This is a genomic window from Legionella longbeachae (genome assembly GCF_004283175.1).
GTDB classification, from domain to species: Bacteria; Pseudomonadota; Gammaproteobacteria; order Legionellales; family Legionellaceae; genus Legionella; species Legionella longbeachae.
This window is the reverse complement of sequence record NZ_RXNW01000003.1, coordinates 16,808-30,826: the sequence shown is the minus strand read 5'-3', so window position 1 is coordinate 30,826 and position 14,019 is coordinate 16,808. Positions and strand designations below refer to the sequence as shown.

Genomic DNA, 14,019 nt, shown 5'->3' with positions numbered 1-14,019 from the left:
CGTAATATGACTAATGAATTAGAGCACCAGCCTACGTAATCTCAATGCGTTAATAATCACTGAAACAGAACTTAAAGCCATTGCTATTGCTGCAACGACAGGATTTAAAAGCAACCCTGTCAATGGGTAAAGCACTCCAGCCGCCAAAGGGATGCCTAATCCATTATAAATAAAAGCAAAAAATAGATTCTGGCGTATGTTTGCCATAGTAGCTTGTGACAGATGATGCGCTTTTACGATGCCATTTAAATCACCATGCAATAAGGTGATACCAGCACTTTCAATCGCAACGTCAGTACCTGTTCCCATGGCAATACCAATGTCGGCAACCACTAAAGCTGGAGCATCATTCACCCCGTCGCCGGCCATTGCCACAATGAAACCTTTTTCTTTTAATTCATGCACGATTCGACGCTTGTCTTCGGGCATAATCTCCGCAACAACATTTTTAATTCCTAAACTCTTGGCTACTGATTCAGCAGTTGCCTGACTATCTCCTGTAAGCATAAAAAGCTCAATATTATTTTTTTGTAAAGCGCGTATCGCCTCAGGTGTACTTGGTTTAATCGGATCTTCTACTGCTAAAAGAGCAACGACATGGTTTTCTACAGCAAGAAAAATTACCGAAGCACCTTGGGAACGTAGCGCATCCGCTTGATGAGTGAGTGCATCATCCTCTATACGATATTCTTGCATCAAACTAAGATTTCCAAGGGCAACTTGCAAATCATTCACCCAACCACGAATCCCTTTTCCTGGTAGGGCTTCAAAATGAGTTACGGCTGCAAAAGATAATTGTTTTTCTTGGGCTGCACTAATGATGGCATGAGCTAGAGGATGCTCACTATAAAGCTCGAGAGCTGCTGCTAAAGCCAATAGTTCATCCGCTTCAAATTCTTTGTTGTTGGTGATCATTTGTGTTAACTTAGGTTGTCCTAACGTTAATGTCCCAGTTTTATCCACAACGAGCACATTAATCTTTTCCATCTGCTCAAGAGGCAGAGCATTCTTCACTAAGATTCCATTTTGAGCCCCTTTACCCACTCCCACCATAATGGACATGGGTGTTGCTAAGCCTAATGCACAAGGACAAGCAATAATTAATACAGAAACCGCTGCAAGCAAACCATAACTCAATGTTGGCTGAGGACCTATGAAAAACCAAATAAAAAAAGCGACTAGTGCAACTAGAATGACTCCTGGCACAAACCAACTAGAAACCGTGTCGGCTAATCTTTGAATGGGAGCTTTACTGCGTTGTGCTTCACTAACCATTTGTACAATACGTGCAAGCATAGTATCACTACCAATGTGTTCTGCCTTCATTACAAAACTGCCATTCTGATTTATTGTAGCGCCAATCACCTTAGATCCCACTTCTTTACTGACGGGTATTGGCTCCCCAGTAACCATAGACTCATCGACGTTACTATGTCCTTCAACTACTTTTCCATCTACAGGAATTTTTTCACCAGGTCGAACCCTTAGTTTATCTCCAACCTGAACGTGGTCGAGTGTTATTTCTTCCTCATTACCATCAGGATCAATTCGATGAGCACTTTCTGGTGCTAAACTCAATAAAGCTCGGATCGCGCTTCCAGTTTGCTCTCGAGCCTTTAACTCCAATACTTGTCCAAGTAAAACAAGCGTTGTTATTACTGCCGCTGCTTCAAAATAAACATTAATTAATCTTTTATTATGGAGTGCAATGGGAAATATTCCCGGAAAAATCAAAACAATGGTACTGTAAATCCAGGCAACGCCAATGCCTAAAGCAATTAAAGTAAACATAGTTAACTGGCGTGTTTTAAGTGATTGTAGTGCTCGCTCAAAAAAGGGTAACCCACACCCAAAAACCACAGGAGTTGCGAATATAAATTGAATCCATGCTGATAGATTTTCCGGAATAACATCAGAAAAGATATGCCCACTCATTTCTAATACAAATACAGGGAAGCTAAACACCAATGCAAGCCAAAAACGATAGTTCATGTTTTTATATTCAGGATTTTCTCCCTCCACAGATACCGTTTCTGGCTCGAGTGCCATACCGCAAAGAGGGCAAACTCCTGGGCCTGGTTGGCGAATTTCAGGATGCATAGGACAGGTAAACATACCCGTTGTCCTTTTATTTTCAGTTGAATTTAACTCATGCATATGATGATGGCATGATTGATGCTCATTTGCAGATTTATTTTTTTTTAGGTGGTGATGTTCATGATTATTAGATTCCATTTTCATCAATCATATCCCTATTCGATCCATCATATAAAATAATTATAGCCCCAGAATAAGAACCCTGGGGCTATAAAGAAAACCCGGGAAATATGCCTGAATCATATAGTGATCCTACTTCGCTGCACCAAGCTACCTTTTTCCATCTCATAAATCAGCAATTGTATACTTATCATTTTCTAGCAACTTAGCAATAATCTGATTAAATTCAGCAGCAATAAGATCTTTAGCCTGTGTGGTCAATGGACCATTAATGGAAAATAAATATTCCCCTTTTTGATTTTTTGAAAATAAAATCCACAGGACGTGGCTATTTGTAGGACGATCCTCGCTACTAAAATGATTCGCATACTGATATTTTAAAGGCGAAACATCAAAATCCTGGATGGGCTTCCCAAAAAAAGAAGGCGTGATGTTAATCAATACTCTTAATCGCTCCGTCTTCTGCAAAGGAATATTTGTCTTAAATAACTTGTTCCATTTCAATTTAATTGCTGTCGAATAATCAATGACTTCTGCCCAACTTAAATATTTAAGATAAATATCAATAAGCTTCGAGTCGAGCTTACTTTTTTTAAATTGTTTGGCTAACCAAAATTTATTCCATTTGTAGCGTAAATAATGAGCCATGGCTAATCCTGCTCCTTGAAACTCATTATTTTTAATTACATGGGAACATTTTTGATAAGGGGCAGCTTTCAATTGTTGCTCATCAATCGCTTTAATGAAATCAATAAAACGATACTCTTCCCTTAAAGCACTATTTATTTTTTTATATTCAGAGAACAAACCCACAATTGAATTATACTGACTCCCTTCCCTCCCGCTATGAATTTGGATAAAGGGTACATTCTTTTGACGACTCAATTTATAAAATGCAATATGGCAAACTGCAATTAATCCTGTGCTTACGTTCATATTCTTTGTTTTATGCCACTCAATAAATTGTTCTGCTCGACGAGAATCAATTGGATAGTGGAATAAGTATTTTTTCTGGCTGGCAGTAGACATGAAATACTGGGGCCCCAAGTACAGCATTTTAAATGCTTTATTATAATCTCGCCAAAAATCAATTTTCTCTTTTAAGTTTTTTTCATAAAGGGAGTTATTCTTTTTGACATAATTAAGAAAAGAATCTCTTTCTGGATCAATGCTTATCCCCTCTCCCTGAGCCAGCAGGTCATAACATGTTTTGAATTGACTTAATACCAGATCACATGAAGGACCATCGACGATAATATGAGGGATTACTATATGTAATTCATGCAAATCACTATTTATCTTATAGAGATAAACACGAATCAAAGGTTGCTCACATAAAGGAATTGCACGCAGCATATTCTTTTGAAATTCCTGACTTAGTTCTTTAGGTTCATTCTCTAAAGAAACGTCTTTATAAATTAATGCAAACTGACCTTGCCTTTTCAAAACCTGGATAGGTTCTTCCTTGTTAAAACTCAACCAAAATGCACTATTTCGCTTAACTACAAAATCAAATGCTTGAGCAACATATTCTTTATTGAGCTTACCCTGGATCTGTAATTGAGTACCTATATTATAAGGATAATCTCGTTTATTAAGCACCCAAAATACGTATTGAAAATCACATAAAGGAACTTCTTCCTGTGGTGGAGTTTCAATAAACGGATGCTCTGTTTTGTAATTAAAATTAAAGAAATCTTGTAACTCATCAACAATGCTTTTTGCAATTTTGCGTATCGTTGGTTTATTAATAAAATACTCTATAGACAAATTAAGCGTAGGGCATTGCAATTTATCATGGATTCGATTTCTAATTTCGATGGCCATTAATGAATCCAATCCTAATGAAAATAGACCATCATCAATCTTGATTTGCTCAATAGTATCCAAAGCTAAAACATCTGCAACAATTTCACGCAAAGCTTGCCCTAGTAAAGCCATAGATTCTTCTTGGGTATGCTGACGCAGAGCATTTAAAAAATGTTGGTCGACTGGATTATTCTTAACCAGGTCAGCCAACCACGCTTGTTTAGGCAAAAATTTGAAATAAATTTCCCAATTAATAGGACATACTGCAATTTGCGCCAACTGACTTTTTAATAAAACATCAAGAATATCGATACTGGATTTCTCCAGTGAAGTAAATCCACGCTGTTGTATTGCCTGAGATAAATTAGCGGTCATACCTATGGCATTAAAAGGCCCCCAATTAATAGCTATGGCGGGTAATCCTTGTTGTTGCCTTAAATAAGCTAATCCATCCAAAAATCCATTGGCTGCCACATAATTTGCTTGTCCTCTTGCCCCTAATAACGAAGCTGATGATGAAAATAACACAAAAAAATCCAAAGGAATTTCTTGGGTTAATTGATGCAAGATCAGTGCACTATCCATTTTTGCGCTTAATACAGGCTGCATCTCTTCATCACTTAAATTGATTAAGAGACCATCTTGTACCCTTCCTGCAAGATGAAATACCCCTTGCAATGGGTATGAGCCTTGCTCAATCTCAGCAATAATTGTTGCCATTTGCTGATAATTACTGGCATCTGCTTGATAATGATGAATAAATATATTTTTCTTTCGTGCTCGATTCATCAATTCCTTGATAGGGTTTGGGCATTCAGATCTACTCGTAATAATAATATGTTGAGCCCCTCGTTGCATGAGGTATTCCATTAACAATCGTGCCAACCCACCAGTCCCACCTGTGATCAAATAACTCGCATCACTTTTAAATGACATTTCATCCTGAGTAAGGTTAGTTGGCAACTGCATTTTCTTCAGTCTTGGAATATAAATTGAATCTCTAACTGCAAATTGATTTTCAGAATTACTCGTAGAGTACAAAATGCTTAAAATAGTAGACAAGTTACTCTTGGCATCCAAATCAACAATGTAATTTTTACTGAGCTCAAGCTCATTGCTAAAGCTTTTCCAAAACGAACTCGCCATTGTATGGTAAGGATTAACTTTATCCTTATCATGAATTGCATAAGCATTTTCTGTCACCAAAATAAAACTATTGGGCCGTAACTTAAATAGTTTCTGGCAACAATGAAATAATGCATTGAATTGGTCTTGATGATATAAAAAAACAATATTCTTATTTTCAATGTTTTTAATCTCATTGAGATTGTCTATGAATTGATAATTCAGATCTACAAGTACTTTTTTGGCATATACAGGATCTGAAGCAATCACTAATAGTTCGGGAATTTCTGTTTGTGCAGATAAATTAAACTTAAGTGTATTCCATCGAATATGATAAAGATGTTGAAGGTTAGGTTCGTAAGAAATGAAATGGGCTCGAGTTACTTTTCGTAATTTAAGCTTTTCTATTTCACCAATCTGCAACCCAGAGTTATCATAAAATTTTATATCAAAACAAAGTTCATTTTCATTATCAGAGGCTCGTTGCACAAGATGTACCCAAGCATTTCGAGGAGCTTCTTGAAAAGTAATCATACGCGCAAAGGCATACGGTACATAAGTTGAATGCGGAACATGATTCATAACAAACAACCAAATACTTTGCATAGCCCCATCCAGTAAAAGAGGATGGTAGTAATAATTTTGTCCATCAGCAGTTTTTGGTAATACTAATTTTGAAAGCATGTTCTCATTATCGATATAACTCTCTTGTAATACCTGAAGCTTTTCATCATAAAAAAAAGAATGCGATTTAAAGTATTCATAAATTTGTAATGACTTAATATGGCGAACAAAAGAAGATTTTAAGGTATTAAGATCAACAGATTCAGGTATTGATGGTGCTACTAAACCCATTTCCATTTCTGAAAATAATTGCCAATTGTCTTCTTGTTTCGCAAAGATGTTTATTTTGAATTGGTTCTCATTTTGGGGTTTCACTTGCACCTGAAATTCTTGTTCGGATTTAGGATATAAAGGGCGCTCAATATGAAATTTTTCAATACAAAAAGCATTACGCTTTAAAACTAATTTGGCTGCTGCCAAGCCTGCTTCGATATAAGCCGTTACTGGTAATACAACTTTATCAAAAATATAATTTTGTTGGATATAGGGAAAATGGTCTAAATCGAGCTTATTGCAAAATAAATATTCATTTCCAGGGAGAGAAAACATTTGCCCTAAAAGAGGATGAATAACATCTAAAGAGGCATTTTGAGGTGCTTTCTTTTCAACCCAAAACTCAACAAGATCAAATGGATAGTAGGGTAGATTGACTTTAGCATAACCATTCCCCGCGGCTTTATAATAAGAAACCCAGTCCACTTCCTTGCCTTGTAGATAAAGATTGAATACTGATTTAAGCGCTGGATCATCAAAATGAAGTGCCTCATTGAATCGGGCTGTTTCTAATAATTGACTCGCCTCATTCGCAGTTTGAGCCACTAAAGCTACACGATAAGTATGGTGTTCTCGACAGGTAGCAGCAGTAAAACAGATATCACCAAAATCATTCGTCGTTGTTGCCAAATACTGTTGATAATTTTCAGTTAACTTATCCAGGGAATTTTGGGACTTGGCTGAGAAAACAAGTAGATGTGGTATACGAACTTTTAACCGTGCTTCTCTGCCTGCATCCCGAAATTTATCTGCGGCATCCATAGACAGCGCAAGATTGCTATGTCCCGCGGATAAATCGCGGGACATAGCATGCGAGTAGTTCTCGACAGCATTAAGACTGTCAGATGTTAAGGAGGCGGCAGAAAATTCTTGTAAAATGACATGTGCATTAGTACCGCTAAAACCAAATGCATTTACACCTACACATTTTAGCTTGGTATGAGTATTCCAATCCATTTTTTGCAACGCAAGGCGCGTTTCACCCAAATGTATATGTGGATTTAATTTTTTAAAATTTAAAAGCGGGTAAATTTTTTTCTTTTGCAAACTGATGACGGCTTTAATAATACTTGCAACACCTGCAGCACTTTCAAGATGGCCAATATTGGTTTTGACAGCGCCAAGATATAATGGATTATCATGACCACGCCCATTTCCATAAACTTTATTGATTGCATGAACTTCAATGGGATCGCCCAAAGGAGTTCCTGTTCCATGAGTCTCAATATAACTAATATCACTGTTTGTTAAGTCAGTTTGACTTAACGCTTTCTTCATCACTTCTTCCTGGCTTATCCCATTAGGAACAGTTAATCCTGCAGATTTCCCATCATTATTAACCGCTGATGCTTTAATGACGGCTAAAATGGTATCTTTATCACGCAATGCATCTGTTAGTCTTTTTAAGAAAAGCACGCCACACCCTTCTGCGCGAGCATAACCGTCGGCATGTTCATCAAAAGTTTTACACTCGCCATCCGGAGATAATGCTTTCGCTTTACATAAAGTAACATTGGACTCTGGCATTAATAAAACGTTGACACCGCCTGCTAACGCATAATCGACTTCCCTGTTTTTTAAGCTTTGGCATGCGTAATGAATCGCTACCATTGATGAAGAACATGCCGTATCTACACTTATAGATGGCCCTTTAAAATCAAAGATATAGGCAACTCGACCTGGAATAAGATTGGAGACATTACCTGTAATAGAATAAACACTTAATTCTTCATTAGAAAAACCCGATTTTTCGAGTTGCGCATAATATTCATTAGGACCTACCCCAGCAAACACGCCGGTTAAACTACCACGTAACGACTCAGGGGTGTAATTTGCATGTTCTAAAGCATGATACGAACACGCTAAAAACATTCGTTGTTGCGGCTCCATCAATTTCGCTTCACGAGGACTAATTCCAAAAAAAACGGCATCAAAACCTTTGATATTTTCAATTAATCCCAGCTTCTTGACATATGATTTTCCAGGGGCATCCATATTGGGATCATAATATTTTTTATTATCCCAACGCTCCATGGGAATCTCTCTCATACCACTTCGCCCCTCTTCAAGCAATGCCTCAAAAGCAGCGATATCCGGGGCATTAGGAAAATTACAGCTCATACCAATAATAGCAATTGAATCATCTATTTTTTCTACTGTAGGTTTAGGAGCTTGCTTTTTAATTAAATGCTTATCCAGTTCAGATTCTATATATTGGGCAAGTTTATTAATCGATGGATAATCAAAACCAATGGTGGCAGTTACTTTTAGTGTGGGCGCTAAGTTTTCCTTTAGTTTGGTAGCCAACTCTGTAATCATCAATGAGTCAAAACCAAGTTCAAAAAATCCTTCATTTTCATCCAAATCTTCAGCATCTGATATCTCAAGAATTTCTTTACAAATGCTGGTTACCAGATCGATACACGCTTGTAATCGATTTTCTACATTCACCTCAAGGTAATCATTAAGCCATGCTGATAAATTTTGATCAGATACCTGACCTACACCAATAAGAATATTCGCCAAAAACTGATGAAAAGCAGGCAAAGGTTTGGGGACAAAATCAAGCATAAACTTGAGGTAATCTGGTGAAATAATGGCCGCATGGCTTAACTGCTCATTGATAAGGATTTTAATAAATGCATGACCTTGTTCATTACTAATTAAGGACTGTTTTAGACCTTGATCTTGTGAGCGTTTTTTCGCCATGCCCACTTCGCCCCAAGGCCCCCAATCAATCGCTGTACCCACCATACCCAAACGTTGTCGTTCAGCAATTAACGCATCCAAAAAGCTATTTGTACCACTGTACACTGACTCTTTATTGCTGCCAAATACAGATGAAATCGAGGAGTAAACGACAAAAAAATCCAAATCAATATTTTGACTCAGCTCATGTAAATACCATCCGCCCAGCACTTTAGCAGAAAACAAATGGTCAATATCATTATCGGTATGTTCAATTAGTGCTGCTTTAACTGCGGCGCCAGCAGCATGAATAATTCCCTTGAGTAAACCGTCACTATTGAGGTCCACAAGCAAAGCTTGAAGTTTCTCTTTATCGGTAACATCCAAACTGATCGCACGAATTGTCCTTCCTGTATAATTGTATTTTAATTTTTTTATTGCTTCTTCTATTGCAGGTTTATTTACATTTCTTGAAGTAAGAATAACTTCTCTTGCTCCGGAGGAAAGTAACGCTTGCGCGGTTACCAAGCCTAAACCACCACAACCACCGGTAACAAGATAACGGCCCTCACCATAAAGCGAACGCCGTCGGTCTACTAATTTGTTTTTTTTCAAACGCGCAATGAACCGCTTCTTATCCCTATAGGCAACAATATGTTCGTAATACGGATCATCATTATAATTTAGTTCATCAATAACCTGGGCGATATAATGTTCATCATCCGTTTTTTCTGAATCAATAAGTACTGTATGGAATTGAGGCAGTTCTAATACCAAAGTACGACAAAATCCAATCAAAGGGCTATTACTCAAATTAAGTTTGCCTGCAGCAAGTTCAGTGATTGCATTTGTTGTAAGAACAATGAGTTGTAATTTAATGGATTTCTGATTGAGTTCCTTGATCAAAGCTAATAACCTTTTTAAGGTATTTTTTTGAAAAGTAACATTGGATTCAATATCGTTAGCTACAGGAAAATCCAAACCCATTGCAAATAAAACCCCATTGAGTTTCTCTAAGGGATAATTATCCTCTTCAGAAACTACAGATAACCCCTGTGCTTGGAACCTGGATGCGAGATGTTTCGCCCCCAGAAGTAACCAATGATTGTCTTGGATTTTACGCTGATTTTTAATACAAGGTTGATGCTGCCATTGTAATTGAAAGCACCAATCCTTAGGCATGGCTATCTCTTTTAACTTATCTTTTGTTTCGAACCAATGTTCTTCACGATCAAATTCGTATAAAGGCAATTTAACTTTTATAAAGAAATTATCACCAAAAGTCGCTTCCTCATTTTTCTTGTCTGGCGTATGTTCAGACTTTAATCCTACCGCAAGAGTATTATAATAATTAAACCAATCAATTTTGACCCCATCTTGATATGCAGTCTGTAATTGCTCCAATGCCATTGATTGGTGCAAAAATAAAGGGGTACTTTTTTCTTTTTTAATTTGATAAATCTTATATTCATTATGTTCAATAAGGGATGCAGCTTCCTTAGCGGTTTTTGCTTTAATTGCTACTCGAAATAAGAAATGATTGCGGCATGTTGCTGCGGTATAGCAGATATCAGCAAACTCTTCATCAGTGTTTGCCAAGAATTTTTGATAACTTGCTAAAAGTAACTCAATAGCGGTTTTGCTTTTAGCTGAAATCAATAACAAGGACTCTTGGGGTAAAGTACGAGGTTCAACCTCTCGTAGCGGCACTTCTTGAAGAACTGCATGCGCATTGGCGCCACTAAATCCAAACGAACTGACACCCGCACACCTTAACCCTTTTTGTTTATGCCAATCCATAGTACTTAATGGAATAACTGTATTTTTTAGCTCAATTTGAGGGTTTAATTTTTTAAAATTAAGGTGTTTAAAGAATTGGTGTGTATGTAAACTTAAAACTGTTTTAATCACTCCTGCCACACCCGAAGCACTTTCTGAATGGCCTATATTCGTTTTAACTGAGCTGATGTAAAGTGGATTTTCTTGACTGTGGGCTTCACTAAAAATTTTAGTGAGTGCATTCACTTCAATAGGATCAGCAAGTGGTGTGCCTGTGCCATGCGCTTCGATATAATCCACATCAGCAGGGGAAAGATTTGCTTTCGCAAGTGCGCTGCGTATTACTTCCTCTTGCGCAATCCCATTAGGAACCGTAAAGCCCCCGCTCTTACCATCACTATTAATTGAAGTCCCTTTAATGACTGCAAGAATCGTGTCCTTATCCTTGAGAGCAGTACTTAAACGTTTTAAAACAATAACACCACATCCTTCACTGCGTGCATAACCGTCAGCATCTTCACTAAATGTCTTGCAGCGACTTTCAGGAGATAACATTCTTGCTTTTGAAAGGGTAATATTTGAATCAGGAGCAAGTAAAATATTGACCCCACCTGCCAATGCCATATCACAATCACCTGACTGTAAACTCACACATGCATCATGAATTGCAGTCATGGACGAGGAACACGCCGTATCAATTGCCTGTATCGGACCATGAAAATCAAAGGCATAAGCCACTCGTCCGGGAATGGCATTCAACACATTTCCTGTAGCGAAATAAATATTTAGATCATCCAACCCCACCCCTAACCCTGCTAAAAGTCGTGGATACTCGTTCGTGCCAACACCGACAAACACACCGGTTTTACTGTCTTTTATGTTAGTCAGAGGGAGATTCGCATTCTCTAAAGCATGGTAGCTTGTTTCTAAAAACACACGTAACTGTGGTGACATCAGCTTGGCTTCGCGTGGACTAATATTAAAGAACTCAGCATCAAAATTTCTGATGTGCTCTATAAGTCCAAGTTGTTTGATGTAAAGTCGCCCTAAAGCATTAACATCGGGATCATAAAATTTTTCATTATCCCAACGATCTAAGGGAATATCGACCATACCGCTTTCCCCTCGTTCTAAAAGGGATAAAAATTCATCAATATTTGTTGCTTTGGGAAAACGACAACTCATTCCTATAATAGCAATAGGTTCATTATCGAGAACGTTGACGGTGGGTTGGCGGACAACAGGAGCTGGCAACAGGATCTGTTGTAAATGTCGTGCAAGCTTATCCAGAGTTAAAAAAGCTGGGGTTGATATTGTACAGGAAAACGTTTCATAAATGCTTTGATCAAGTTCAGCGAGTAGTTCTTGAGTCAATCCCAGAGAACCGAAATCTTCATATTCATCAATACGTTCTCTTTTTAGAAGCGTTTGTATTTTTGCAGCCAGTTGATTTTTGATGATTTCAACTTGTTGCTCCCGGGATTGTTGTTGCAATGCAGCGGTTAAATTTTTTACCCTTGACTCATGCCAATACGATTTTCTATCAAAATGATACAGAGGCAAATCTACCTTATAATATGGAAGGGCATTTGGGGCTATTTTAATATTAAATCCAGCGAGATAAATTTCACATATATTTTGGGTATCGGGAGTTATTTCCCTCACTTCTTTTTTGAGGATTACTTTGTGCAGCTCATATTCCTGAGACTCAATTTTTTTGATTAACGTATTTTTATCACTAGCAATGATGGCGCAGCGATATTTGAAATGGTCACGACAATCAATCAGCGTATAACAAATATCCCTTAAGCAAGTCGAAGTATTTTTAAGATAGGAGACATAACTTGTTATCATATGCTTCAGTGAATACTCGCTATTTGCTGAAACAACAAAACACTTGGGTTGGTCATCATCTATGCTTTCTGACCTTACTGTATTATCTGCCTCCTCAATAATAGCGCTGACATTAGTACCGCTAAAACCAAAGTTAGATACTTGTACATACCGTTTTTTATTTTTAAACTTTTTAAATTCTATTTCTTGTGTTGGAAAAAATGCAGGTATCTTCTGTGGATCAATTGCTTGATTTGGTTTTGAATAATGCAGGTTTGGAGGAATTTTTTCATACCATAAAGCACATATCACTTTAATCAGTGAAGCAATCCCTGAGGAAGCGATACCATGGCCTATGTTACTTTTTAATGCCCCGATAATTAGAGGCTTCTCTTTAGAATGCAGGCCTTGATGCACATGCTGAATAGCATTAAATTCAACTGAGTCACCAACAATAGTACCTGTTCCATGAGCTTCCAGATAATCGATATCACTTGCGGTTACATTTGCTTGTGCTAATGTCTCTTGATGAAGTGCAATTTGAGCCTTGATATTTGGTGCAACTAATACTGTGCCATCTTCACCATCTTGATTCATGACAACACTTTTTACTACTGCAAAAATAGTATTATTGTCTTTAATCGCATCGCTTAAACGTTTTACAATCACTACACCACAGCCTTCACTACGTACAAAACCATCCGCTTTTATATCAAAACTACTGCATTGATCATGGGCTGATAACATGTTGGCTTTAGTTAAGCCAATAAAATTTTCAGGACAAAGGTTCAGGTGAACCCCTCCAACAATTGCCAGGGAACACTGCCCTATTCTTAATGAGTTTGCAGCAAGGCAAAGCGCGGATAAAGAAGAAGAACAGGCTGTATCCACAGCCAAACTTGGCCCTTTTAGGTTGAGGAAATGAGAGAGTCTTCCTGCTGCAGCACTGCTTGCTGCTCCGATTTGAGTGTACGCATTAAATTCAATATTGTCTTTATAATTCAGTTGACTGTAATCCTGGGCTGAAGTGCCGTAAAAAACACCTGTATTTGAATTACTAAGCGAGCCCAGCGTGAGATTAGCGTGATTCAAAGCGCGAATTGCCACCTCTAAAAAAAGTCGATGCTGAGGATCCATTTGTTTCGCTTCAACAGTCGCAATCTTAAAAAAAGAAGCATCAAACAATTGGGGATTATTAAGAAAACCTCCCTTACGACCAATTATTTTATCGGCTTTGTCACGATCAGGATCATAATATTCGTCAACATTCCAACGGTTTTTAGGAACTTCTTTGACAGGTGATTGCCCATTGAGCAACATTTTATAAAATGAATCAATGTCTTCTACATCTGAATCCATTCCAGGAAATTGACAATTCATGCCAATAATTGCAAGGGGCTCATTAAGAATATCTTTTATATTTTCCCGATTTTTGTTCACCACTTAAAATGCTCCCTTACCGCCAGATGCAGTATTAAAAAAATAAAAAATAGCAATAATAGGAATTTATAACAAGACACTCAATTCTTTCACGAGAGAAGCAGGGCTTATATAAGAGTAAATGAATACCGCAAAAGCACTTGCAACGATCAGGCAAAAGATGCGGTTATGCAAGAGGTCTATTGCTGAACAGTAGTTTCTTTTATATGCTTATTCAACAGATCCCCACTA

2 protein-coding genes are annotated in these 14,019 nt (G+C 37.6%); both read right to left on the bottom strand.

The window, feature by feature from the left end:
* Positions 1 to 18: 18 nt before the first annotated feature.
* Positions 19 to 2,235, bottom strand: coding sequence for a copper-transporting P-type ATPase (locus tag EKG34_RS03565; RefSeq protein ID WP_012978871.1), 2,217 nt, complete (start codon positions 2,233 to 2,235; stop codon positions 19 to 21).
* A gap of 147 nt (positions 2,236 to 2,382) precedes the next feature.
* Complete coding sequence (locus EKG34_RS03560; RefSeq protein WP_012978870.1) at positions 2,383 to 13,791, bottom strand: SDR family NAD(P)-dependent oxidoreductase; 11,409 nt, start codon at positions 13,789 to 13,791, stop codon at positions 2,383 to 2,385.
* Positions 13,792 to 14,019 lie beyond the last annotated feature (228 nt).